Below are 26,997 nucleotides of genomic sequence, written 5' to 3' on the forward strand. Positions count from 1 at the left end.
TCAAATAAAATGATGTCATAATGAAACAGATATTAAAAAATATAGAATATGTATTAATACTTTTCTTTTGTCTCACCAGTACATTGGTTGCTCAGAATCAGGCAAAAGAAAAGTCAGCAAGAATGATTGACATTTCGGGTGTAGTAGTCGGGGAAGATAATATGCCGTTAAAGAATGTGAAGATTTTCTCTAATGCAGGAGACATAATAACCCCAGCATCAGAAGATGGTTGGTTTTCTGTGAGCTTAAAAGAAAATTCGGTTATTACAGTAGAAGCATTCGGTTATGAAACCTATGTGTGGGAAATAGCAACAACATTGCCTAACAGAACCATTGTTATGAAACAAATACCCCTTTTTACAGGGGAAAATTCGGCGGTTGAATTACCAATGAAAATTTCAGAAGAAAGAAGAAACATTGTCGGGGCAGTTAGCATAATTAAAGGAGAAGAACTGGAGTCGTATTCAGACCACGCGTTGTCAAATGCTTTGCAAGGCAAGGGGCTTGGATTGGTCTCAATAATGAATGGAGGAGGAGTGATCGATAATTCCTCAACGTTGTATCTGCGAGGAATACATCGTAGCGGAAGCAATGAAATATTGACTATTGTTGACGGAATTGAGCGTCCTATTGATGATGTTTTGCCTGAAGAAATTGAACAAATTCAGTTGTTGAAAGATGCAACTGCAAAGATTTTATATGGAGCCAGAGCTGCTAACGGAATTTTGCTTGTCACAACAAAACGCGGAGTAAAACACAAGAGAGTTATAGAAACAAGTTTCGAGAGTGGAATTGGTCTTCCTACCAATACTCCGAGTTTTCTTGATTCGTATGAGTATGCAAAATTATATAACGAAGCGAGGGTTAATGATGGGTTAAGTCCGATATATAGTGATGTCGCTTTGGAAGGGTATAAGAACAGTGAGGGGGAAAACGATTTGCGTTACCCGAATGTAGATTATTACGATTATTTTTTGAGGGATTATACGACATATTCAAAGTTTTCGTCGGAGTTTTCAGGGGGGAATGAAAAGACTCAATATGCCATGATACTCGGTTATGTGGGGTCTACCGGATTAGAAAAGATTGGAACCAACCCACGCAATAATCGTTTTTCATTACGTGGAAATCTTGATGTCCAAATATCAGAGAACTTAAGTGGGTTTATGGATATTTCGGGTAAAATAAACTCTGCGAAAAGAAGTGCAATTAATCACTCTACTGCCTTTAGCCGACTAAGCTCACATCGTCCAAACGAATATCCCTTAGTGATTTCTGAAGACTATATAGAAGCAACCAATAAAGGTGTTCCTGCGTTGGGTGGAAGCACAGATTCCCCGAATAATTTGTTAGGCAGCTTTTTGTATAGTGGTTATGCTAAGTCTGAAAACATTAATGCTCAAATGAATTTTGGATTGAATATGGATTTAAAGGCTGTTGCCGAAGGCCTTTCTGCTAAAGCTTTTATAACCTTTGATAATTATTTTTATGGTCAGGAGGTATTAGACAAACGCCCTGCGACCTATTCTCCGCTTTGGCTCACCGGGCATACCGGTTCCGATTCTGTTGCTTTTATAAAAGTACAGGATGAAAAAATAAACAAAAATGTTACGCTTGGGGGTAATAATAATGTGCGAAATGTTGGCTGGACTGGCCAGCTAAATTATAGCAGAGCTTTCGATAATCATAACTTGAATTCTTCGTTAGGGTATTTTTATTATAGAAAAGAGATTAGTGGAGCATCGCAGGATGTTGAAAATACAAACGTATATTTTAGGTCTAATTATTCTTATAAACATAAATATATTGCTGAGTTTAATGCTTCATTAATGGGGAGCAATCGTTTTAATAAAGAAAACAAATACAGAACTTTTGCCGCTGCCGGATTAGGATGGGTTATTTCAGAAGAGGACTTGTTTTCTGACATTAATTGGGTTGATTACCTGAAAATAAAAACAAGCTACGGTGTTTTAGGTTATGATGCCTCTACTCCTTATTACCTGTATACAAATCGTTGGTATGATAATGGAAACGTCCAGTTTGGAGAAAAAAATTCAGGGACAGATCAAACTCGAATTTCGCTAGATTGGATTGGTAACCCTAATCTGGATTGGGAAACTTCACGTGAGCTTAATGTTGGTGTGGAAGGATTGCTTTTCAACAATAGACTGACATTTGATGTCAACTACTTTAACGAGTTGCGCGATGGAATAATACAAAAAGTTAATTCGGAGTATTCTAGTATTTATGGAGGGCTGTACCCATATATGAATTGGGGCAAAGTTGCTAATAATGGGATTGAAGCAGAAGTACACTGGGGAGAAAACAAGGGAGATTTCAGCTATCAAATTGGTGGTAATATTATTTGGTCCAAAAATGAGGTGAAGAAAAAGGATGAAATTCTATATTCTGAGGACTATCGCAGAACGATAGGAAAATCATCTGATGTAATGATTGGGTATGTTAGTGAAGGACTATTTGGTAAAGATGTTGATTTGAATAGACAAGTGCTCCAGACATTGGGCTTTTATGGCGAGGGAGATATTGCTTATAAAGATTTGAACGGAGATGATGAAATCAATGATCTGGACAGAAAAGCGTTGGGAAATTCATTTCCAAGGGCTGTTTTAGGTTTTGATATTTCATTAAATTATAAAGGCTGGGGTTTTTATGTGCTTGGTACGGCACAGGTAGGTGTATATAAATGGCTTAAAAATAGTTATTATGCCAACTATGGAAATGGGAAATATTCGGTTCTTGCTTCAGACCGATATCACGCCATAAATAATCCGGAAGGAACTTATCCGCGGTTAACTACGACAAGAGCTGACAACAATATGAACAATTCTGATTTTTGGATTGAGAATACAAGTTTCTTCAGATTGAAAAATGTTGAACTTAGCTATACTCTGTCTAAAATACCGGTTGCTCACAGCGTGAAAATATACACCAGGGGTACAAATCTATTTTGCATCTCAAAAGTAAAAGATCTGGATCCGGAGGTAATCAACGCCGGGGTATCAAATTACCCAGTACTGTCAACCATAACTGCTGGAATTGCGGTATCATTTTAATACAAAATATACAATAATGAAAACATATAAAATATTATTCGTTATACTCTTCATAATAAGCTTTTGTTCTTGTGAAGATGTATTGGAACCTAGAATAGAGAATTCTTATGGTGATGAATGGACATGGACACTGCCGAGTAAAGCACAGGGAGTTTTAATGAATGCTTATTCAGATATTCCTGGACAATTTGACCATTATAGTGGAAGTAACTTTTTGGATGTAGCAACCGATAATGCCGTTTTAAATGATTTTGGATCTGACTTATATACCATGTCTCAAGGTGGCCTTACCGCCTTCTCAAATCCTTTACAGAACTGGGGTATTGCATATAATCAGTTCCGTAATATAAACCTTTTTCTGGAGAATGGCCTGGGTGAAAATATAATTTATTATCTCGCAGACGAGCAGATAGACGGGCAATTTAGAATGCGCTTGAAAGGCGAAGCACATTTTCTTCGTGCATGGTGGGGGATGGAATTACTGAAAGTTTACGGCGGTCTGACAGATGATGGTGAGGCATTAGGATACCCAATTATAACACGTAGCATTGGAGAAAGTGATAAACTGGATGTAGAATCCCAAAGTAGGAATACTTACGAAGAGTGTGTTGCGCAAATAATTAGTGATTTGGATACTGCTATTGCTTATCTCCCATTTGCATATACGTTAAAAGGCGATGCCGTTTATAGCGACGCTGAGGTCGGGCGTGCAACCCAAAAAGCTGCTTTTGCTCTGAGGTCTAGAGTTTATACTTATGCTGCAAGCCCTGCATTTCAGCCTGAATCTGAAGAGTCTGCTTTATCTGTTGAACAAAAGTGGATTCGAGCAGCACTGGCTGGTTATACAGCAGTAGTTGAGGGTCAGCTCGGCGACTATTCTGCCCTGAGTGAAAAACTATATAATGATGTAGCGACTACTCCTGATGAATTTTTGTTTCGTAAATATCACAACAATAGAACTCTGGAATTAAGAAATTTGCCTCCTTATTTGTTGGGAGCCGGACGCACCTGTCCTTCTCAGAACTTGGTAGATGCTTTCCCTGCGGCTAATGGTTATCCTATAGCCCGGGAAGAGGCTGATTACGATCCTCAGAATCCGTATGTTAACCGCGACCCACGATTATTATTAACAGTGTATTATAACGGTATTCCTGCCGAAGAAGACGGGCGACCTTTGGAAATTTATTATGATGTTGAAAAAGGCAAGCCCGGGCTTGATGCTCCCGGCTACAACTATCAAAATACTAGGTCAGGATATTATTTGCGAAAATGGTTATCAAGAAAGCCGGAGATGCTGAAGGTGGGTGAATTACAAAATGATTTTCACCAGCATGCGTTACTACGAAGAGCTGAAATATACTTCAACTGGGCAGAAGCATCAAATGAGGCTGTGGGACCAGAAGGTATTGCACCGGGAACAGATAGAAGTGCTGCCGATATTATACGGGACATTAGGAAAAAGACTCTGGGCATTAGTACTGACCCGTATTTGGATGAAGTAGTTGCCCAGGGAAAAGAAGCATTTCGTAAGCTCATTCAAAACGAGCGGCGTATCGAATTTGCTTTTGAAAATCACCGGTACTTCGATATGAGACGATGGAAAATGCCTTTAAATGAATCAGTAAGAGGTGTTAAGATTGAGAAAACATCTGACGGTATTCAGTTTCTGGGAACCAACCCTGATGGAGAATTGATTGAAATTGAAAAGAGACAATATAATGGAGAGAAGTATTATTATTCGCCTCTCCCATATGCTGAGCTGATTCGAAATCCTCATCTGAAAAATAACCGAGGGTGGAATAAATAAAGTACGGATATAAAAAATGATAACCAATGAAAATAAGTAAAGTACTAATTCTAGCATTCCTTTTAATATCGCTGCTTAATGCTTGTGAAGAATATGAGGAATACATTAAAGATTATGATTATTCTGCAGTATATTTTGCCAGTCAGAAACCTTTGCGCACAATCGTGGCTCGTGAAAATATGACTTTTCGTTTCGGAGTTGTGCTTGGCGGGGTACGAGAAAATACTCAGGAAGAATGGGTGAAGTATAGAATCGAGCCTGATTTGTTAAATGTGGTAGAGGGTGCCAATAAGTTCAAGTTGTTACCTGAGTCATATTATACTCTCAGTAACAGTGAACTTTTTAAAATTCCTGCAGGGGAATTTATAGGAGATGTTACATTAACTCTCAACAGAGAATTATTTACTTCAGATCCGTTGGCAACTCAAAATACTTATGCATTGCCTATAGAAATTTATGAAACATCGGCCGATAGTATCTTAAAAGGGGATGCCTCAACTGCCGCTCGAGATTACACGATCATAGTGGTAAAATATGTCAGTCCCTATCATGGTGTTTATTATCAGAAAGGAATTGAAGAAACGCTTAATGACGATGGTACCGTTGTAGCAGAGGTGGTATATTCCGAAAAAGATCTAAGTCAAAACATTTCCAAAGAATATAAAACCATTTCTTTAAACGAAATCTCCACGTCAGGTCTTAATAACGGAAGAAAGGGGAACTTGGAACTCTCTGTCAACGACGATTATTCTGTTGATATTGATGTCGTAGATAATAATTCTATCACGTTACTAAATAGTTCCGGAACATACAATTCTGAAAACTCTAAATTCTTTTTAGATTATTTATTTGCAGATGACGGAATAAACTATCATGTGACAGATACTCTGATTTTGCGCCAGAAGCCTGAGTTTGATCTTCGTTATGAGGAATGGTAACATCGAGAACCTAAAACGATGTAAAAAAAAGACCGCTTTCTCTCTTGTACGCATCTTATCATAAAAGGAGTAAGCTAAAAACAAGTTTTCTCAAATTAATTACGGATGTTGATTTGTAACGTTGTTGCATACTGTCAGAAATGACTTTGAGTGCACGTGTTTATTGTCACCTGTACATGCATTGTTTGTTTAAATGTGATTAAGTGGGTCGGTTGTTAGGAACTTAATAAGTAAGTAGTTGATAAATAGAATAGTTAAATTAAGTAGAATGAAAAAGTTTAGTAGCAAAATTGTGGCAGCATTATTTGTATTAATCGTATTAGTGAGCTGCCAGCAAGGTAATCCCAAAATTTTAATAATTGGTGACTCTACTTCTTTGGGATATACTCCTTTTGTAAAAGAAGATTTAAAAGAGGTTGCAGACGTGTTTCATAACCCGGGCAATGCTCAGCATACCGGAACAGGTCTCGAAAATATTGAAGCTTGGATTGGCGATGAAAAATGGGATATTATACAGTTTAACTGGGGGCTTTGGGACTTATGTTATCGGCATCCGGATTCAAAAGAACAGGGAAAAAGAGATAAAATAAACGGAACGATTACATTCAGCATAGATGAATATCGAAATAATCTTGATTCAATTGTTAAGCTGATAAAAAAGAAATCGGATGCCAAATTAGTTTTTGTGACATCTACTTATGTCCCCGAAAACGAGGCAGGAAGATATCAAGAAGATGTGATAAGGTATAATCAGGCGGCAATAGAAGTAATGAAAAACAATGGAGTAGAAATTAATGACATCTTCGAAAAGTCAGTATCGGTACATAAAAGACACGGAAGAGATACTAACGATGTTCATTATTCAAAAGAGGGCTACGATGAGATAGGAAAACAAATCTCTAATTTTTTGAAAAAAGAAATTGAATAGCGTTGATTGATTTTGAGTGAATAGCTGATTGATTTCAGGAATGATGGAAACGATTTCTTAGTGGTTTTTTAGTGTGGAACGTGAGATAGTCCGGAAGATCATATAGAAAATTGCTTTGTTATCGGAATACGCCATTCCAGAGTCAATAGAACAGTAGGAGAATTAAGTTGACTAACATTATTGGGCATGTTTGTATGGCGTTAGCCTTATCTCCTGAGAGTAAAAAACCGGCATAAATAAATCATTGTAGATATTTAAGTAGTAGTAAAAAACTAAAAAAGGAGGTCAAAGATGAGAAAAAAACAATTTCCCCAGTTAATCCCGATGAAGTCGGCACGAAGTAGTCTAACAAGATGCATACTATATGTGGTACTAGTGTTGGGAACTGGAATGACAAAGTTACAGGCACAGGAAAGTGTAAACTCAACAGGCGGTAATGGAAAGTAGATGGAGGATGGAGAATGGTTTTTACAGAAAAACTGTTTTGTGGGTAATCTTATTATTAACAGGGTTTAGTTGTGACAATTTTTCTATTCATAAAAAGCATTTAGTTCATGAAAGACCCAACATCGTTTTTGTTCTGGTTGATGACTTGGGATGGAACGATGTTGGCTTCATGGGGAGCAGCTATTTTGAAACTACGAACTTGGATAAGTTTGCGAAAGAAAGTATTGTCTTTGAGAATGCCTATTCTGGAGCCCCTAATGGTATGTCAAGCAGAATTTGTTTGATGTCGGGGATGTATGATTTAAATACAGAGGTACGCAACCGAACAGAATCATTACGGATAGAAAAGCTAGTTGGTGATTCAGATTTAGTATCCAATTTTACATTTTTGGAGGATAGTGCCTATACCATGGCTGAGATGCTAAAAGATGCAGGTTATGTCACCGGAATGTTCGGGAAATGGCAACTAAGTCACGATCCTACGACGCAGGGATTTGATGTAAATGTAGGTGGAGGAATTGAAAGCTCTCCAAAAAGCTATTTTGCTCCTTATCAGAACCTTGATATTCAGGCTCCAGAAGGCGAGTGCTTGACAGACAGACTGACAGACGAAGCATTAAGATTTGTTGAAAATAACCAGAATAATCTTTTTTTTCTGTATTTACCGTTTTACGCAGTTCATACTCCAATTCAAGGTAAACAAGCTATTATAAAAAAGTATCGGCAAAAGAGAGAAGAGGAGAATCAGAATAATCCTTCATATGCTTCTATGGTTGAAGTTGTGGACTACAACATCGGAAGGCTTCTTAATAAAATTAATGAGTTGGGATTATATAAAAATACATTAGTTGTTTTTACTTCTGACAACGGAGGAATTTCTGCATTTAGCAAACAAAATCCGTTAAGAGCGGCCAAGGGGTCCTGTTTTGAAGGGGGAGTAAGGGTTCCAATGGCTATTCGCTGGCCAGGCAAAATAAAGCCTCGTCGGTCTGATATGCCGGTGGTAAATCTTGATTTTTTTCCAACTTTTATGAATTTGACTCAAGGAACCCATCCCAATGCTCAGGCTCTTGATGGCACAGATATTTCAGAATTTCTACTGGATAACAAAGCGTTGAAGGAGCGACCAATATTGTTCTATTCCCCAGGCGTGTTACAGACTAATGAAAAGGGTGAATGCCTAGATCGACTATTAGATGAGGAATCGGAGGCTTCTGTCCGTTTAGGCGATTGGAAACTTCATTATTCTCTTGAAAGCAAAGAAACATTACTGTTTAATCTGAAGGATGATATAGGCGAAAATGATGATCTCTCTGTTGTTTACCCCGAGAAGACGAATGAATTGAAGAGGATATTGGAAGCGTGGGTTAATGATAAAAACCGGAGAAATTTCAATAGCGCAGGTTTGAATTTTTAATGACAGAATTGATCAAAATAATTGAAAGACGTAGGTATTTGATTTGCGATAGTGAGAGTTTTTTTGAAATGGAGGCTATTAATGTTATTAACAGAGTATTATGAAATTGAAACTATTAAGTGTTTTTTTTGTGTCGATATGTCTGGCGTATAGTAGTGTCGCTCAGGTGTCGTTTGGAAATCCTGAAAAGATAAATGATTCTTGGAAATTCCTGTTAAAGGACGTTGAAAGCGGAGCAGATCCTGATTTAGACGATTCAAAATGGAGTACAATTGAGTTGCCCCACGACTGGAGTATTAAGCAACAGTTAAGTCCTGATAATGCCAGTGCAAGTGGCTATTTGCCAGGAGGTGTCGGGTGGTATCGAAAATATGTTGAGATTCCTAAATACAATGATGGTAAAAAAGTGTATCTGTATTTTGAGGGAGTCTACAACAGGAGTGAGGTCTATTTAAACGGAGTGCTTTTGGGAAAACGTCCCAATGGTTATGTGTCGTTTATGTACGATGCAACTCCATACATAAAATATGGAGAAAAAAATGTTATTGCAGTAAAAGTTGATCATAGTCAATCTGCAGATTCACGGTGGTACACGGGGTCAGGCATATATCGTAATGTCTGGATCGTGTATGCTAATTCAATTCATGTCGAACAATGGGGAGTTTATGCCTATCCAGAGAAAGTTGGCGACGAATACGACCTTAATGTTGAAGTGTCTGTCGAGAATGGAAAGAACACGCTTTCCAAATTAACTGTTAGAAATAAACTATTTGATCGGGAAGACAAGCTAGTGGCTGAATCTTTAGAAAAAATAACTATTGAAGGAGAATCTTCAGGAACAATAAATACTCGCCTACGTGTTCAAAATCCTTTACTTTGGAGCCTTAGCCATCCAACTTTGTATACATTAAAAACCTTGGTCTATAATGAGGGAGAGCTCGTTGATGAGGTGAAGACAAATACTGGGTTTAGAACATTTTCTTTTGATCCGAACAAAGGGTTTGCTCTAAACAATGAGTGGATGAAGGTGAAAGGAGTTTGCCTTCATCATGATGGTGGAGTATTGGGGGCAGCTGTTCCTCGCGAGGTATGGAAAAGAAGACTTTTAATTTTAAAAGAAATCGGGGTAAATGCAATCCGAACAAGTCATAATCCGCAAGCCCCTGATTTGTATGAGTTGTGTGATGAATTAGGACTGCTTGTTTTGAATGAGATATTTGACGAGTGGGAATTTCCTAAACGAAAATGGCTCAAGGGCTGGAATGTTGGCATTCCCGGCTTTCAAGGTTCGTTCGACTATTTTGATGAATGGGGAGAAATAGATCTGGCGGACGTAGTTAGGCGAGATCGAAATCACATTTCTGTTTTTGCCTGGAGTATTGGAAATGAAGTCGATTATCCTAATGATCCGTATTCTCATCCGGTATTGGATGGTGGCGGCGAATCAGGTTTTACTCAACCTGTTTTTGGTGGGTACAAGAAAGATGCTCCGAATGCCAGTCGCCTGGGAGATATTGCTAAACGACTGGTGAAAGTAGTGAAGCAATATGATCAATCAAGGCCAACCACAGCCGGATTGGCAGGAGTGGCAATGTCGAATAAAACCGATTACCCATTTGCTTTGGATATTACCGGATATAATTATACGGAGAGTTTATATGAGCGCGACCACGTGAAATATCCGGAGAGAGTAATATTTGGAAGTGAAAATAGACATGACTTGAAATCCTGGAACATTGTAGAAGACAACGAATTTGTTTTTGGACAGTTCCTTTGGACTGGCATCGATTATCTGGGAGAGTCAGGCCGCTGGCCATCGCGTGGCTTTTACTCCGGCTTGGTAGATTTCGGCGGTTTTATCAAGCCCAGAGGTTATTTTCGTAGATCTCTGTGGTCCGAAGAGCCCATGGCTTACCTGGGAACTTATCCGGTACCGGGAGAAAGCGGCACTAGTAATATGGAAGATGTGTGGTCTCAATTGGAAGATGAAAACCAGGCAACAAAGAAAAAGGAGAAAGCTCCGTCGATGGATGCATGGCCAATATGGAACTATCGGAGCGGTCAACTAATCAGGGTGGTTTGTTACACAAATGCAGCTAAAGCGAAGTTGTTACTGAATAATGAGACTGTTGGAGAAACAAAGAATTATGATAAAAAGAATGGGATTATTTTTTGGGATATTCCTTATACGCCCGGAAAGCTTGAAGTGATTGCGATGGATGCTCAAAACTTAGAAACAAGTAGATCTTATATACAGACTTCCGGCAGACCGTATAAAATTAAAATACTGCCCTATGAAAAAGAGATCAAACAAGGAGGCGTTGCCCAGGTGGCGATTCAAATAGTAGACGATCAGAATGTCCCTGTAATGCTTTCTGAGGATGAAATAAAATGTCAGATTTATGGGGATGCTCATTTGCTGGGAATAGAAGCTAGTAATAATAAGGATATGACTGATTATACCGATAATGTTCATCGTGCTTTCCACGGGCGATTGATTGCATACATCAAAGCAGGAATGGAACAGGGAGAGGTAATGGTTAGATTTTCTGCGAATTGGCTAAATAGTGCAGAGGCAAAACTTCAAGTTAAATAGGTTTATAAAAAAGAATTTATATGTTAAATAAAGTAGCTGTAACAATATTTTTGCTGGTATTTGGCTGTTTATGGTTAAATGCCAAAGACAAAAAGCACCCAAACGTAATATTTATTCTAGTAGATGATTTGGGATGGAAGGATATTAGTTCCTTTGGGAGTGACTTTTATCAAACTCCCCATGTGGATGACCTTGCAAGTGATGGGGTAATGTTTACTAATGCCTATTCTGCGTGTACTGTTTGCTCTCCTTCTCGCGCAAGTATAATGACAGGAAAATACCCGGCCAGGTTGCGCTGCACAGACTGGATTGAAGGATGGAAATATCCAAAGGCTAAATTGAAAGTACCAGATTGGACCATGTATCTCGATAGTAATGAGGTTACCTTAGCTGAAGTCTTTAAGAATAATGGATATAAAACGATACACATTGGTAAATGGCATCTGGGCGAAGAAGAAAAGCACTGGCCTGAAAATCATGGATTTGATGTGAATATTGGAGGATGGGCAAAAGGCTCTCCAAATAGAAATAAAAAACAGGGATATAATGGATATTTTCCACCATTTGGAAATCCACGTTTGACTGATTGTTCAGATGATGAGTACCTTACGGAACGTTTGGCAAATGAAGCTTGTTCTTTTTTGGAAAAGAATCAGGAAAAACCATTTTTTATGAACCTCTGGTTTTATAATGTGCATACCCCGTTGCAGGCGACAGCAGAAAAAGTAGAAAAGTACAAGTCTCTTTTGACTTCGGAAAATCGACAAGATAATCCGGTATATGCAGCTATGGTTGAACATATGGATGATGCGGTTGGAAAGATTACAGAAAAGCTAAAAGATTTGGAGTTATATGAAAATACCATCATCATTTTCACCTCGGATAATGGAGGATTAATAGGAAATGGCAAGCAGCCGGTAACCAACAATTACCCTCTTCGGTCAGGTAAAGGTGATATATACGAAGGTGGAGTTAGAGTCCCTTTAGTTATTCGCGTTCCTGGCATAACTAGTCCCGGCATTATTGATTCAACATCAATGATTATTTCTCCGGATTTTATGCCGTCCTTAATCAAGCTGGCAAAGTTGGATGTTGATCGCAAAGTAATGCGTTCTTTTGATGGTGTTGACATTTCTCCGGTATTAAGAAATTCTTCAGCTAAGCTGGGGCGGAACGAGATATTTTGGCATTATCCACATTATCATATTGAGGGAGCAACGCCATACAGTTCAGTGCGAAAGGGAGACTGGAAACTTATCCATATTATGGAAACAGATGAATATAAATTATTTAATCTGAAAAAAGATATCGGTGAAACCACAGAGCTTTCATCAAAGTACCCAAAGAAAGTTCAGAATTTGAAGAGGGATATGGCAAAATGGAAGAATCGGGTTGATGCTCAGATGCCGACATCTAACCCTGACTATGAGAGATGATATTCTTGCGAATCTATTCAAGAAAAGAGATTTAAGTTAATCAATTTGGAATTTTTATTAAACCACAAACGAAAAAAACAGATGAAACGTATTTTTTTATTTTTTCAAATCCTTGCCTTTAGCTTGGTTTGCAGTAGCTGTGAGAAGCAAATAAGTGAACCTGATATTCCTGACGAAATTCCAGAAGAGGTTGTTGTTCCGAAGGAATCTCCGAAAGTCATCGTTTCTTCAGAAGAAAAGCAACAGATTAAATTGGGTATTGATGCTGAACGTTTATGGTATTGGCGTAGTAATATTAAAGAAGAGTTGGCTCAATTGGCTGTAAAAGAACTCCATGCTGAATATATACGAGTGGCTATCTCATGTGCGTATGAGCCAGAAGAAGGGGTTTATAATGAGAATGCCTATGAGCAGGAACTAGAAATGATGAATGCCATGAAAACAGCAAATCCCGACATAAATTTTTTCGCCAGTCCAAGGCCGTTGGACGAAGCTTATAGTAAAAGCGAAAAGGAGGAGGTTTGGGGACATGAAAAAAATGTGCCTTGGTCGCCCTACCCGGCTTGGATACAGGAATGGTATTCGGATGGAACTAAAAAAGTTGATGGCATAGATGTGCCTCGCTGGAAAAAAGGGAATTTTCATGTGGATAAGCTGGTGCAATATTATGCCAATTATCTCAATCTAATGAAGGAGAAAGGTTTCGATATTACATATCTTGATGCATCAAACGAACAGACAATTATTACTCCGAGCTATTGTAAATACCTTAGAGATAGCCTCCCGGTGAAGTTAGCTCCCGGGGTTAATATGCCTTTGCTCATCGCTCCTTCAACTTGGAATGTGCAGGGCGGAATAAACTGGTTAGACAGCATTAATACTGTATCGGGTGAGCAAAATGGGTTTGATATTGCCTCCGTCCACAATACTGGTAGTGGGGGAGTTTTAGAGGAGTTTACCCGTGCTGCAAACAGCTGGGGAAAAGCTGCATGGAATACCGAACTGCATGGGTGGATAGGGGTAGAGTTACAGGATGAAATATTAAATTCCGCAATTTTTTGGGAGCATATACGAGCCGGTTTCTCAGGAATAGACACATGGTTATTTTTTGGTCCGGACGGGGGAAAGGGGCACACAATGATCTGGTCTCATTGGAATAATCGTTCGATCACAAAGAGTGGAAAGTATGAAATTTTTAAGCAAGTGGTAAATAATGCCAATGGAGGTAAGTATGTCGAGGTAAGCATGCCTTCCAAAAATGCAATTACCGCAGCATTTATTAAAGAAAATACTTTGTCTTTGTGGATATTGAATAAAAGTTCAAAAAAACTTGATGATGTTGTTTTCGAGCTGGCGAATCGGGACATCTCTGGCAAAATAATTGACGTTGTTAAGTGGCAAAAGGATTTGCCGCGTTCGGGTGCCGAAAGTAAGTTTGCGGCCAAGGAGCAGAGTCATTTTAGTTATGATATTGATGGGCAATCACTCTATTTTTTCAAGATAATGCTTAATAATTAAGAAGGTTTTTGGGCTTTATTAAATATTTAGTTTGTTAATAGAAGGATACGAATATCTCGGAAAAAGAGAATAACAAATAGAAAATGAATATTAAAAGAGCTTTTATATCCATTATCATTCCAGTTTTCGTTTTTATTTTTAGTTGCTCGGGTCAAAATTATACTCCGGTTGAGCGTAATGTGCCGAGTGGAGTTGTAGTGGAGAAAGATATTAATTACGTGAGTTACAATAACCGACAGTTGTTCCTTGATATATATCGACCAAGTAATGTTGGAAATGAAAAGCTTCCGGTTTTGATCGTTGTCAGGGGCGGCGGCTGGGCGAGGGGAGATAAGGAGGGGTTTGGTCACATGGCTGCTGCCTTGGCTCAGAGAGGATTTGCATCAATTTGTATTGAGTATAGAACATCTACTGAAGCGCTGTTCCCTGCTGCGTTAATGGATCTCAAATCAGCTGTTCAGTGGATTGAGAGTAATTCCGATAAATATGGATTTGATCCTTATTCAATCGGAGCAGTTGGAGGGTCTGCGGGAGCTCATCTAGCGGCGTTACTAGGAGTTACAAGTAAAATTAATTCGCTGAATCCTTCGGCCCGGGATGAAGGTTTTGCTATTCAGGCAGTTGTCGGATTAGCTCCACTCATGGATTTTACAAAACTATCTGATAATAAAGGGATAGTCAAATGGCTGGGAAAACCTTTGGTTGTAGATTACGAATTGTGGAAGTCAGCATCTCCCATCTCGTATGTTGATAAAGATACTCCCCCGATGTTATTAATACACAGCTCCAGCGATCCTGTGGTGCATTACGAGCAGTCAATATTGGCTATTGACAAACTTGCAAAAATGGACATTTATACAGAACTGGTTTTGATCCCTAATGCACCTCACGCTTTTTGGAATTATGAAGAATGGTTTGAATATACAATGGACAAAACTGCTTCTTTCTTCAGGGCTAAATTGATTGAATAGTTAGTAGAAATTATTTTTAGACTGAGTAAATGGAAATATTGGTCGCTTCCGGTATTCTATTTTTTCGTCCTTAGCTGTGAAGCAAAAGTTTTCGGACAACCACTCTTAGGTAAAAGGTTATTTCAATAGAAGATTGGTCTGTGTAAGAAAATAATTAGAAGGTATGCGCGCCCTTAAAATAAGAAGGAATTTAGGAGGATCTGCCCTGAACGTTTTTTTTGCAATTTGAAGTTCAAAGCCACGTCTTTTAGGCGTGGCCTTTATTTTTAGATTCAAAAAAACCAAACAAGATCCCGACTTATTAAAAAAAATAAATCGGTCAGCGTTTCAGATTGATCCTTGGTCTATTAATGGGTTTTTGATGCGGGAGTATGATGAGTCTGTTCTGTCTCTTTGGGAGCAGTATCAGGCGTCTTTGCAAACAGTGGGGGTAAACAATGCCAATAGAAATAGGCTGAACGTGTTTCTTCAAAATGGCGGAAATGACCTGGCTTTGATTGACCTGCCGGTTGGTGCGAATCATGTTTCAATTTCTAATATAACCGGGTGTGTTCTATTTAACGCTGAGATAATAAATCAGAAAACGGCATTAGTAAATGTGGAATATTTGCTCCCCGGTATTTATGTGCTTTTTCTGGAAAATAAAGGACTGATCAATCGCATAAAATTTGTCAAATAATTAGAAAATAAAGGAGATAATGTAATTGCTATTTCCCTTTAGTTTTAGTGTGTTTTAGAAAACTATTTAGTATTCCAGAAAAATACCATCACAAAAAGACAAAAAACTATTAAATCGTTTAATGGTTTTTGTTTACTATTGTGTGCTGAATTGTTATTCATAAACACATATAAATATATCGCAAATTAGTTATGACAACAAAACACATTTTATTTTTTGTGTTGGGAATGCTTATGTCCGGAATATTGTTCGGTCAGATTCAGTTTTGGTCTGATGACTTTGAGGCCCCTGGATCTCCATCTTCCGGAGTAAGAACCCCCTCGAACAATATAGGTTTAGGTGACCCTTCTTCCATGTATTTCAAAAGAACAACCAATAGCGAAATCAACTTATCTTTTGATTTCTACACGGGTCAGAGTGGCTCGTATTTTTGGGCCGGAGAAAATCATGGAGGACTTTTTGGGGCTGGTAACGAAGAACAGAACATTGTCTTTTCCAGCATTGACATCAGTGGAAAAACAGGACTGACTTTCAAAGGTCTCTTCGCGGCGAATAATCAGGGGGCAGCGTTCGAAAATCAATTACTTGGGCACTCTCATAGTGATTACATCATTGTCGAATATAGTATTGATGGTGGTGCGTACCAATCTTTTCTTCGCTTTTTTTCCAACAACAATACCTCAAGTGGAGTCGATAACAAAACGCTTGCAGAAGATACAAATGGCGATGGTATAGGAGACGGAGCATTGCTGACTAAGAATTTCACAACATTCACTAAAGCAATAGCAGGTACGGGTACAACGCTAACCTTAAGAGTACTTTGTTTTTCAAATGCGGGCAATGAGGAAATGGCTTTAGACAATTTTCAACTACTTGCAGACGCTTGTGTTCCTCCTGTAGTAACAGCTAATCCTCAGGATCGGAGTATCTGTTACAATGGAAATACTACTTTCGAAATTAGTGCAACAGGTGCAACAGCCTACCAATGGCAGGTAGATGCAGGAGGCGGATTTGCAAATGTATCTGATGGAGGAACTTATTCAGGGGTAACTACTTCGACATTAACAATTACAGGTGCATCGGTTGCAATGACCGGTTATAATTACCGTTGTGTAGCCATAAACGAAACTGCTGACTGCTCAGCAAATTCAAATGGAGCAACTCTGTCCGTCTCTAATATTAATGTTTCAGGTTCAAAAAGTGATGCAACCTGTAATGGAGCAGCTAATGGAGCAGCAGGAGTAACACCGTCAGGAGGAGTAGCTCCGTATTCTTACAGCTGGTCACCATCCGGAGGAACAGGAAATACAGCAACTGGTCTTGCTGCCGGAACATACACCGTAACTGTAACTGATAATATTGGTTGTATAGCTACTCGTAGCTTTACAATCGAGCAACCAGCCGCTCTTACGGTAACAGCTGACGACCAGACCAACGTTTCGTGTAACGGTGGATCAGATGGCGCAGCTTCTGTATTGGTTTCAGGAGGAACAGCTGATTACACGTATGACTGGACTGGGACACCAACCGGTGACGGAACCGCTTCGGTGACAGGATTAAGTGCTGGAACATGGACCTGTACTGTCACTGATGCAAGTGGATGTACCGCTTCGATTGATGTTATTATCACTGAACCAGATGCGATTACGGTAACAGCTGACGACCAGACCAATGTTTCGTGTAACGGAGGATCAGATGGCTCAGCTTCTGTATTGGTTTCAGGAGGGGAAGGCACATATACCTACGATTGGACAGGAACACCAGCCGGTGATGGAACTGCTTCTGTAACAGGATTGAGTGCTGGAATATGGACGTGTACAGTAACTGATGCCAATGGTTGTACTGCTTCTGTTGACTTCATTATAACTGAGCCTGCCGCTCTTACGGTAACAGCTGACGACCAGACCAACGTTTCGTGTAACGGTGGATCAGATGGCTCAGCTTCTGTATTGGTTTCAGGAGGGGAAGGCACATATACATACGACTGGATTGGAACTCCAACCGGTGACGGAACTGCCTCTGTAACAGGATTGAGTGCAGGAACATGGACGTGTACAGTAACTGATGCCAATGGTTGTACTGCTTCTGTTGACTTCACTATAACTGAGCCAGTCGCTCTTATGGTAACAGCTGACGACCAAACCAACGTTTCTTGTAACGGTGGATCAGATGGTGCAGCTTCTGTATTGGTTTCAGGAGGAACTGCTGATTATACATACGACTGGACTGGAACACCAACCGGTGACGGAACCGCTTCGGTGACAGGATTAAGTGCTGGAACATGGACCTGTACCGTAACTGATGCCAACGGTTGTACGGCTTCAGTTGACTTTATAATTACTGAGCTGAGTGGTTTTTCAGTAACCGCTGACGACCAGACCAACGTTTTGTGTAACGGTGGATCAAATGGCGTTGCTTCGGTATCGGTTTCCGGTGGGGAAGGACCATTTACCTACGATTGGACACCAGGTAATCCTGCAGGTGACGGAACTGCTTCAGTAACAGGATTAAGCGCTGGACTATGGACGTGTATGGTAACTGACATTAATGGATGTATAGCTACTGTTGATATTAATATTACCGCGCCAACTGCATTGGTTCTTGTTGTTGATGAACAAACCAATGTCTCATGTAACGGAGGAGCAGATGGGGCTGCAAGTGTTTTTAATGCTACGGGCGGAGTTGGCGGATATCGTTATAATTGGACTCCCGGGACTCCGGAGGGAGATCGAACAAACTCGGCAACCGGCCTTGAGGCAGGTACATGGACTTGTATCGTAACAGATGCCAATAATTGTAGTAGCACTGTAAGGTTTTATATTACAGAGCCAGATGCCATCACCTCTTACATTATGGAAACAGCGTGCGAAAGCTACACTTTGAATGGCGAAACGTACAATGCTACGGGAGTTTATACTCAGAATTTGACTGCAAGCAACGGGTGCGATAGTACGCTGGTAATAGATTTAACGATTCTGAATAGTACAACATCAACCATTGTAGAAACAGCATGTGACAGTTATTCGTTGAATGGCGAAACTTATACAGAATCGGGTATATACACACAAACTGTTCCCAATGCCGTGTTGTGCGATTCGATAATCACCATCGACTTAACAATTAATAAAAGCTACTTTGAAAGTGAAACCGTAGAGGCATGTGATTCTTACACGTGGTCCGACGGAAAAGTTTATACTTCTTCCGGTACATATATACAGAACTTGACAACCGAAAATGGTTGTGATTCGACACAGCAGCTTATTCTGACTATTGCAGAAAAACCTGTTTCTACTGTGTCTTCTACCGACGGGATAACGCTTTTGGCAGAAGCCGACGCGGAAAGCTATCAATGGATTAATTGCGCAACAAACGAACCCATTGAAGGAGAAAACTCAAACATTTTTGTTGCAAACGAAAATGGCGAATACGCAGTAGTTGTTTCGAATAAGAGTGGTTGTGCAGATACTTCAGAATGCTTTATCGTAACAACTGTGGGTATTAATGAAAATAAAATTGCAGAAACCCTGGTTCATTTATTTCCAAATCCGACAAAAGGATTGGTTACACTCGAATTAACCGAAATAAGCGAAAGCGACGTGTCTGTATTTAATATGCGGGGAAAACTTGTATTGTCTTTGCCTCGGGTTCAATCCGGATACGAAATAGACCTTTCTTCTTTCGAGCCGGGTGTGTATTTTGTAAAAGGTACGCATAAACGAGGAACGTGGACAAAACAAATCGTAAAAATGTAATACCTCGAAATTTCAAAGGGGATGCTTTTCGCACTTTGAAGTGCTTTAAATAGTGTCCTTTTAAATAAGGAAGAAGCTGTCTGTTTTTCAGACAGCTTCTTTTTTTGTTGGGTTTAGACAAAGTTTTTTTTTGACTAAACAGATAGCTTTTGTTGCGAAAGAAGAGGCAGAATATTTTTTTGCTATATGAAATTCTTTCTTGAGCCGATAAAATTGATGGGAGCTGCTTCCAATACTTTTATGTAGTTGCTCATTCCTTTAGAAATAATGAGTTTTTTCGAATGTCAGGGTAAAAAGAGATGAACCTGATTCGTTCCCAAAAAATTCTTTTTGCGATTTGTTTTTATTCTCCTCTACGAAAAGAAAATGCGTCCACAGGCTTGGCTGTTTTATCACAGGAACGATATAGAAGAAACTAACTTTTACTTTTGTGTAAAATTAATTTAATACTTTTGTTGTTTTAATATTAAATCAATATTTGAGTTGAATACAAATAAGTCAAATGCTGAGCTGGTAAAACTCCTCAAAAACGATGATATGTCGGCATTTGATATTATCTATAAAAAATATTCCAGAAGATTATACGGGTTCGTTTTTCGGTATACAAAACAAGAGTCAGATACTGAAGAAATAGTTCAGGAGGTTTTTATTAAAGTCTGGAAGAGTCGCGACAAAATAAATATTTATTCATCCTTCGAATCTTTTTTGTTTACTGTAGCCCACAATGCAACGGTGAATCTGCTTAAAAAACGTGCAACAGAACAGAAATATGTGGAACATGTAAAATCTCTTCAGCACGTTGATGAAACCTACGAGCTTACCGATGAAATTCATTATAATGAATTAAAAGATAAGTTTCAGAGTCTGTTAAATGAGTTATCTCCTCGTCAGAGAGAGGTTTTTCAATTAAGCCGGGAAGAAGGGCTGACTCATAAAGAAATAGCAGAAAAATTAGATATTTCGGTATATACCGTAAAAAATCATCTGGTAACCACACTCTCTTTTTTTAGAAGAAATCTTGATAATGGATTAATAGTTAGTGGGTTATTTGTTAGTTTGTTCCTTTAGTAAAAAAAAGTCATTTTTTACTAGTCCTTCTTGTTATCCATGTTGTATTACTATTAGAATACGAACTTTATTTGATTGTGAAAATAGTTGTAGGTGGGCTAAATAATTCGAGAGCCCGTTGATAAAAAAAAGAATGACAAAAGAATTACTGGAGAAATATTTGAATAACTGTTGTTCCCCGGAAGAGGTGGAGGAGGTCAACCGGTGGATGAAACAACAATCTTTTTTTGCTGACAGTAAAAAGCTGGGAAAGAGCGATTGGGCGAAGTTTGACGAAAAGGACAGTGTTGTTTCAGACGATAAACTGGATACGCTACTTGATAAAATCCATCACAAATTAAATATTGAAGAGCCCCGTACTATTCATTTAAAAAGCAACAGGTTTATTAGCCTGATGTCGAGAGCTGCAGCTATTATTTTAATTCCGGTTCTGGCTTTTTTGTTTTATACAATTTCTGAAAATAAAAAGCTAACCCATCAAATAGCAACGGTATCAGTCGACTCTTTGGAAATAATTGCGCCGGTTGGTTCTCGAACGGTTGTTGAGTTAAACGATGGGTCGGTGGTTCATCTGAATTGTGGCAGCCGATTGAAATACCCGCAGAATTTTTGGGGACAGACACGTGGTGTGACTTTATCGGGAGAAGGTTATTTCGAGGTGGCACATAATCCTGATAAGCCTTTCGTAGTTACTGCAGGTCGTGTTGATATTAAAGCATTGGGAACAGTTTTTAACGTTAATGCATATCCCGAAAATAATGATATTGCTACTACCCTGGTAGAAGGAAAAGTGTTGGTTGAAGAAATAATGAACAGCGGCCGTGTAGAAACAGTGTCAGAAATGAAGCCGGGGCAGCATGTAAAATTCGATAAGACAACGGGAGAGATAAACTCAAGTTTGGTAAAGGTTGATAAATACATAGCGTGGAAAGATGGAAAACTGGTTTTCGAGAATGAACCCATAGACGGGGTTGCCCAACGGTTAAGCCGCATGTTTAATGTGGATATTCAGGTTGACGAAGGGGTAGAGAAATTCAATTATACCGTAACCTTTGTGGACGAGCCACTCTTTCAAATCCTTGAATTATTATCGGTGGCAACACCAATTAAGTACGAGGCATTGCCGCGCATCAAAAATCCTGATGGAACTTTTTCAAAGCAGAAAATATTAATTGATAAAAAAAAGAATAATAATGTTTTAAAAGACTAATTACTAAAAAACAACAGGGAAATGCGACTAACATTTCCCCGAAGATTACAAAAACTACCCTGTACGCTTCACTTTACAGGGACATTTTTAACTTAACAATACAAAAGTATGAAAAAAAAATTCTGTATTAATCGGAAGCGCAAGTTTTCCGGCTTAATTAAACTTTTACAAGTAATGAGGTTAACGGTTTTTCTGGTGTTGGTTTCTGTTTTTGGGGCACTAGCCAATAAAGGCTATTCGCAAAGCAAAAAGCTTAACCTAAATATGCATGAAGCCACTATTAAAGAGGTTTTAAATAGTATAGAAGAACAAAGTGAATTTTATTTTTTGTACAGTGAAAACCTTATCGATATAACAAGAAAGGTTAGCGTAACTGTCGAAAATAAAGAGATAGAGCGGGTTTTGAATCTATTGTTTGAAGATACCGACGTTGATTATTCTATCCGCGATCGTATTATCGTGTTAACAACCTCCAAAGTTCGTAACGGAGAAACTAAGGTGTTCCAACAGCGGAAAACGATTTCAGGAACTGTTACAGATAAAGCAGGTCTGCCACTCCCCGGAGTTACAGTGCTAATAACAGGTACAACCAACGGCACGGTTACTAATGTTGATGGGGAATATTCGCTTTCCGGTATTTCAGAAGGAACTACCCTGCAATTTTCTTTTGTGGGTATGCGAACACAGGATATTAAAGTTGATGAACGTAGTACCATTAATGTTACTATGGAAATTGACGCAATTGGAATTGAAGAAGTTGTTGCCATCGGCTACGGTACACAAAAGAAAGCAGACCTTACCGGGGCTGTTGAAACCGTTTCGGTGAGCGACATGAAAAGCCGCCCGCTCACCAATGCCAGTCTGGCACTTCAGGGAAAAGTAGCAGGTGCGTTTATCACCCAAAACTCGGGGCAGCCCGGAAGTGACGATGCTACAATTCTTATTCGTGGTGTTGGTACTTTTGGTAATAGTGCTCCGTTAATTATTATCGATGGAATGGAAGGGGAACTTAATGATGTAAACCCCAAAGACATTGCATCGGTTTCTATTTTGAAAGACGCTGCGTCATCTGCAATCTACGGTAACAGGGCTGCAAACGGTGTAATACTTATCCAGACAACTAAAGGAAAATCAGATAAAATGGAGGTGAGTTATACCGGGTATTATGGCGTACAGTCGGTTACCACCATGCCCGATTTATTAAAAGGCGTTGATTATCTCGAATTGAAAGCAGAAGCGTATTACAATACCAACGGCTCATATCCGGATTTTTATCTGAATGAAGAATATATGAATAACTACAGGAATAAGGTCGATCCTCAGAGATATCCTACCGATCAAACCTGGGCCGATGTACTGTTTCAACCTGCTGATATTATTGATAACCATGTGACCTTAACCGGAGGAAATAATCAATTTCAATATTCGGCATCTATTGGGTATTTAACCCAGGATGGAATTATTGTGGGAAACGAGACCGAAAAATTGAGTATGCGTATTAACCTGAGTTCAAAATACCTTAACGACAAATTGAAAGTCGACCTTTTTGCATCTGGGCACGAACAGTCAACCGAAGATATGGTTAATGGAATGAACTCGTCTCTTTACTACGTGTACCTCGGAGCCCCGACAACTCCGCTTAAAATACCGGGATACGGTTACACTGGTAATGGGTATAATTTTGCAGCATCAGAAGCAGGAGGGTATCTTAACACAAAAACAACACCCATAAATCTGCGTTTATCTGCCAGCCTGAATTTGCTGAAAGGCCTTAGCCTCACAGGTTCTTACGGCATTAATCAAAGAAAAACAAAAATAGAAAGGTTTGCCCCGGCTGTTCAACTCTATCAATATGGAGAAAGTGGAGAAGTTGAGGCTTATTACTCTACTTCGCCAACAGGCCTTCGGATAAATAATAACGAATCAATCAGTAAGCAATTTACTTCCAGATTAAATTATAATCAAAAAATATTCAACGGTTTTACCATGAATGCAATGGTCGCTATGGAGGCCAGAGAATTCCATCTTGACAGGATGCAGGTAAGCAGAGAAAATTATACGCTCAAGTTACCTGTGCTGGACAATGGAGATCCCGACAGCCAAAAAAACAGCGGTACTGCAGATGAAATATCATGGCTTTCATACTTTAGCCGGCTTAACCTGAATTACAAAAACAGGTATCTGGCTGGCGCAACAGTCAGAAGAGATGGAAGTTCAAGATTCCAGGAAAAATGGGGAACCTTTCCTTCTGTATCTTTTGGGTGGAGAATTTCAGAAGAAAACTTTCTGAAAGGAAAAGTAAACTGGCTTGATAATTTGAAACTGCGTTTTTCCTGGGGACAACTCGGAAACGAAAGTATCAATCAGTACTATGCCGCTTACGACGAACTCTCCCTTGCTTTGGTTACAAATTTTGGAAACACACTGCAACAGGCAGCAGCCATTACAAAACTGGCCAATAAAAAAACCTCGTGGGAAACTTCAGAACAGATTAATTACGGTTTAGACTTTGCGGTACTCAACAATGTTCTTTCCGGTTCTATTGAATACTATGAAAAGAAGAACTTTGATATATTAACACAAATTCCTATTTCATCCACACTGGGGTTAACTACAATTCCATTCCAAAATGTAGGAGAAATGGAAAATAAAGGGGTTGAGTTTCAGTTAAATGTTGCAAAAAAATTAGGTAAGGTAAATTTCAATGCCAACCTTAGTGCCAGCCGTACTACAAATAAAATAACCGATTTGGGCGGGCAGGACGAAATAGTTAGTGGTAATATAATATCAAGGGTTGGTTCTCCGTACAGATCATTCTATGCCTACGCTACCGAAGGAATTTACCAGTCGCAGAACGAAATTGACAGTCACTTGAAATTTACCGATGAGGATGGCAATAGTATAAATCCTTACATTGGCCTTACTCCAAAACCCGGTGACATTAGGTTTGTCGACCAGAATGGTGATAAGATAATTAACGAAGCAGATAAAACAATCATTGGTCAGTCTTACCCCGACTGGACTTTCTCTTCAACATTTAATTTTGAATGGAAAAATTTTGATGCTTCATTATTCTTTCAGGGAGTAACAGGCATTAATTATCTCAACCGCTTTTTTGTAACCGTGCCATTTGTAAGTGGAAATGCAAATACCGGCGCCTGGTATAAAGATGCCTGGAGAGAAGATAAACCAAGTGAAACAATCCAACGACTAAATGTTGACCTTACCAGAAGTGAAACTGATTCTGAATATTACCTTGAAGACGGATCGTATTTAAGGCTCAAAAATATAGAAGTGGGTTATTCGCTGCCTAAACGAATGGTTTCAGACATTGGAATCGCGCAACTACGTGTTTTTGTTAATGCTCAGAATGCTTTAACATGGACAAAAATGAGATATGGCTTTGATCCTGAAAAGCCGTCAGCAACCACTACTACACTTCAGTACCCGCAAACCAGAATTATTTCAGCCGGTGTTAATCTTAAATTCTAATCTTATGAATTCTATTAAAAATATTTTAATGCTATTTACAGGACTATTATTATTCTCCTGTAGTGATGAATTTCTTGAAAGAGAGCCTCTGGGTTTTGTTGCACCTGAAACCTTCCTGAATAACGAAGAAGAGCTAAATATGATGGTCAATGGAATTTACAATCAAGTTGACTTCATGGGCGTGGCAAATACCCATTTTAAGAACATGAACCCTTATTACAATGAAGCATTAACCGACCTGGTTTATGGGGCACAGCCCTGGCAAGGGTGGACCGAGTTTGCCAGGGGGCAGGGAAACTCGGAAAGTAACAGAGTTGAATGGAAGTGGGACCGAAACTACCAGGGAATTGCCAGAGCAAATTCGTTTCTCCTGGCAATTGAAGAAAAAACTGAACTCGACCCGGACATCAGAAAAAGAGGGATTGCCGAAGCTAAATTTTTAAGAGCATGGTTTTACCTCGATTTAATTAGTTTTTACGGCGATGTTCCATTGCTGCTTGTTCCTGGCGACTTGGAAAACAGCACGCCGGAAAGGACTCCGGTAGACCAGGTGCGGACACAGATGTTAAAAGATCTGGACGAAGCTATCCCGGATCTTCCTAAAACTTATCCCAATGCCGAAGATGCCGGAAGGGTAACACAGGGAGCAGCTTTAGCTTTAAAATCAAGAATACTGCTTTATGGCGGAGAATGGGCCGGCGCCGCAGCTGCCGCAAAAGAAGTTATGGACCTTGGAGTATATAGTTTATTTCCTGATTACAACGGCTTGTTTCTGGAAAAGAATGAAGCACAAGCTAGCAATACTGAAGTTATTTTCCAGGTTTACTACACTGCTACAACTAGTCCCAGTGCACAAAACATGATGCTTATGAACTGGTGGCCGTCATTTTGTCCCACACTAAAAGCTGCTAATTCGTATTACATGGCAAATGGATTACCAATTACAAATCCGGAATCAGGATATGATCCGGAAAATCCTTTTATTAACAGAGACCCGAGGTTTGCTATGTCCATTTACTATCCCGGAGGACCTTTCAAATATGCCGCAATGCCAAACCTAAAAGTTTTTGATTTTTATATGCTCGGCCAAACAGGTTTTAAATGCCGGAAGTTTGTTGATGAAGAATTGGAACAAAGTAATCTGCAGAGAGGACAAGGAGAGAATAAAATTTTTATGCGGTATGGAGAAATTCTCCTTAATTATGCAGAAGCACAAAACGAAGCTGTTGGCCCCGATGCAACTGTATATGATGCTATCGACCAATTGCGCAACAGGGTTGGAATGACTACTCTTTCTGAAGCCATGCCCGGTTTGTCAAAAGATGAAATGCGGGAAGTAATCAGAAACGAACGATTAGTGGAATTGGCATTTGAAGGCTTACGGATTTTCGACATCAGACGATGGAAAATTGGGGAAGAAGTTATGGACGATGCAATAGGACTCGACAACAGGTTCTTAAAACAAAATAAATATCCGGGCGACGGAAACGGCATAACTGCAACTTGGTATTATGTAGAGAAAATATCTGATACGAGGGCGTTTGTTCCAACCCGTGACTACTTGTGGCCAATTCCTCAAAAAGAAATAAATGCCAATCCTAATATGACCCAGAATCCGGGGTACAATTAAAAAATATTGCGTTGTTTTAAGATTACAATTTCTG

At 39.3% G+C, this 26,997-nt stretch carries 15 protein-coding genes; all 15 read left to right on the forward strand.

The window, feature by feature from the left end; all coding sequences use genetic code 11:
• Window positions 1-20: 20 nt before the first annotated feature.
• Entirely contained in the window at window positions 21-3,074 is a 3,054-nt protein-coding gene (locus tag BUB08_RS03360; protein WP_072998957.1) for a SusC/RagA family TonB-linked outer membrane protein, read from the forward strand.
• 82 nt (window positions 3,075-3,156) lie between these two features.
• On the forward strand, window positions 3,157-4,881 hold the full coding sequence (locus BUB08_RS03365) for a RagB/SusD family nutrient uptake outer membrane protein (RefSeq protein WP_175549936.1): 1,725 nt from the start codon (window positions 3,157-3,159) through the stop codon (window positions 4,879-4,881).
• A gap of 26 nt (window positions 4,882-4,907) precedes the next feature.
• Window positions 4,908-5,819: a BT_3987 domain-containing protein gene (locus tag BUB08_RS03370; protein WP_072998961.1), complete on the forward strand. Its 912-nt coding sequence runs from the start codon at window positions 4,908-4,910 to the stop codon at window positions 5,817-5,819.
• Window positions 5,820-6,087: 268 nt separating this feature from the next.
• A complete protein-coding gene (locus tag BUB08_RS03375; protein WP_072998962.1) occupies window positions 6,088-6,747 on the forward strand; it encodes an SGNH/GDSL hydrolase family protein in 660 nt (219 codons plus the stop codon).
• A 436-nt stretch (window positions 6,748-7,183) separates the two neighbouring features.
• Entirely contained in the window at window positions 7,184-8,611 is a 1,428-nt protein-coding gene (locus BUB08_RS03380) for a sulfatase (RefSeq protein ID WP_072998964.1), read from the forward strand.
• Between the two features lie 100 nt (window positions 8,612-8,711).
• The gene (locus BUB08_RS03385) at window positions 8,712-11,207 is read left to right on the forward strand and encodes a glycoside hydrolase family 2 TIM barrel-domain containing protein (RefSeq protein ID WP_072998966.1); all 2,496 of its coding nucleotides are present in this window, start codon (window positions 8,712-8,714) and stop codon (window positions 11,205-11,207) included.
• A 20-nt stretch (window positions 11,208-11,227) separates the two neighbouring features.
• On the forward strand, window positions 11,228-12,643 hold the full coding sequence (locus BUB08_RS03390; protein WP_072998968.1) for a sulfatase: 1,416 nt from the start codon (window positions 11,228-11,230) through the stop codon (window positions 12,641-12,643).
• A gap of 81 nt (window positions 12,644-12,724) precedes the next feature.
• Window positions 12,725-14,161 (forward strand): glycoside hydrolase, encoded by a 1,437-nt coding sequence (locus BUB08_RS03395; protein WP_072998971.1) that lies wholly within the window; start codon window positions 12,725-12,727, stop codon window positions 14,159-14,161.
• A gap of 179 nt (window positions 14,162-14,340) precedes the next feature.
• Window positions 14,341-15,132: an alpha/beta hydrolase gene (locus BUB08_RS03400; protein ID WP_217651550.1), complete on the forward strand. Its 792-nt coding sequence runs from the start codon at window positions 14,341-14,343 to the stop codon at window positions 15,130-15,132.
• Window positions 15,133-15,493: 361 nt separating this feature from the next.
• Window positions 15,494-15,811: a hypothetical protein gene (locus BUB08_RS03405; RefSeq protein ID WP_139249606.1), complete on the forward strand. Its 318-nt coding sequence runs from the start codon at window positions 15,494-15,496 to the stop codon at window positions 15,809-15,811.
• Between the two features lie 191 nt (window positions 15,812-16,002).
• Entirely contained in the window at window positions 16,003-19,563 is a 3,561-nt protein-coding gene (locus BUB08_RS03410; RefSeq protein WP_072998977.1) for a T9SS type A sorting domain-containing protein, read from the forward strand.
• Window positions 19,564-20,046: 483 nt separating this feature from the next.
• The gene (locus tag BUB08_RS03415) at window positions 20,047-20,631 is read left to right on the forward strand and encodes an RNA polymerase sigma factor (RefSeq protein ID WP_083570559.1); all 585 of its coding nucleotides are present in this window, start codon (window positions 20,047-20,049) and stop codon (window positions 20,629-20,631) included.
• 133 nt (window positions 20,632-20,764) lie between these two features.
• Window positions 20,765-21,841: a FecR family protein gene (locus BUB08_RS03420; protein ID WP_072998981.1), complete on the forward strand. Its 1,077-nt coding sequence runs from the start codon at window positions 20,765-20,767 to the stop codon at window positions 21,839-21,841.
• A 174-nt stretch (window positions 21,842-22,015) separates the two neighbouring features.
• Window positions 22,016-25,333, forward strand: coding sequence for a TonB-dependent receptor (locus BUB08_RS03425; protein ID WP_175549938.1), 3,318 nt, complete (start codon window positions 22,016-22,018; stop codon window positions 25,331-25,333).
• A gap of 4 nt (window positions 25,334-25,337) precedes the next feature.
• Window positions 25,338-26,963 (forward strand): RagB/SusD family nutrient uptake outer membrane protein, encoded by a 1,626-nt coding sequence (locus tag BUB08_RS03430; protein ID WP_072998987.1) that lies wholly within the window; start codon window positions 25,338-25,340, stop codon window positions 26,961-26,963.
• Window positions 26,964-26,997: the final 34 nt, after the last annotated feature.

Origin of the sequence: Mariniphaga anaerophila (assembly GCF_900129025.1) — a bacterium.
Lineage (GTDB): Bacteria > Bacteroidota > Bacteroidia > Bacteroidales > Prolixibacteraceae > Mariniphaga > Mariniphaga anaerophila.

Excerpts from the sequence above, each read along its gene's own strand:
- BUB08_RS03410 (WP_072998977.1), top strand. The coding sequence starts at position 16,003 with ATGACAACAAAACACATTTTATTTTTTGTGTTGGGAATGCTTATGTCC.
- BUB08_RS03370 (WP_072998961.1), top strand. The coding sequence starts at position 4,908 with ATGAAAATAAGTAAAGTACTAATTCTAGCATTCCTTTTAATATCGCTG.
- BUB08_RS03420 (WP_072998981.1), top strand. The coding sequence starts at position 20,765 with ATGACAAAAGAATTACTGGAGAAATATTTGAATAACTGTTGTTCCCCG.
- BUB08_RS03405 (WP_139249606.1), top strand. The coding sequence starts at position 15,494 with ATGCGGGAGTATGATGAGTCTGTTCTGTCTCTTTGGGAGCAGTATCAG.
- BUB08_RS03425 (WP_175549938.1), top strand. The coding sequence starts at position 22,016 with ATGAGGTTAACGGTTTTTCTGGTGTTGGTTTCTGTTTTTGGGGCACTA.
- BUB08_RS03375 (WP_072998962.1), top strand. The coding sequence starts at position 6,088 with ATGAAAAAGTTTAGTAGCAAAATTGTGGCAGCATTATTTGTATTAATC.
- BUB08_RS03390 (WP_072998968.1), top strand. The coding sequence starts at position 11,228 with ATGTTAAATAAAGTAGCTGTAACAATATTTTTGCTGGTATTTGGCTGT.
- BUB08_RS03385 (WP_072998966.1), top strand. The coding sequence starts at position 8,712 with ATGAAATTGAAACTATTAAGTGTTTTTTTTGTGTCGATATGTCTGGCG.
- BUB08_RS03430 (WP_072998987.1), top strand. The coding sequence starts at position 25,338 with ATGAATTCTATTAAAAATATTTTAATGCTATTTACAGGACTATTATTA.
- BUB08_RS03360 (WP_072998957.1), top strand. The coding sequence starts at position 21 with ATGAAACAGATATTAAAAAATATAGAATATGTATTAATACTTTTCTTT.
- BUB08_RS03395 (WP_072998971.1), top strand. The coding sequence starts at position 12,725 with ATGAAACGTATTTTTTTATTTTTTCAAATCCTTGCCTTTAGCTTGGTT.
- BUB08_RS03380 (WP_072998964.1), top strand. The coding sequence starts at position 7,184 with ATGGAAAGTAGATGGAGGATGGAGAATGGTTTTTACAGAAAAACTGTT.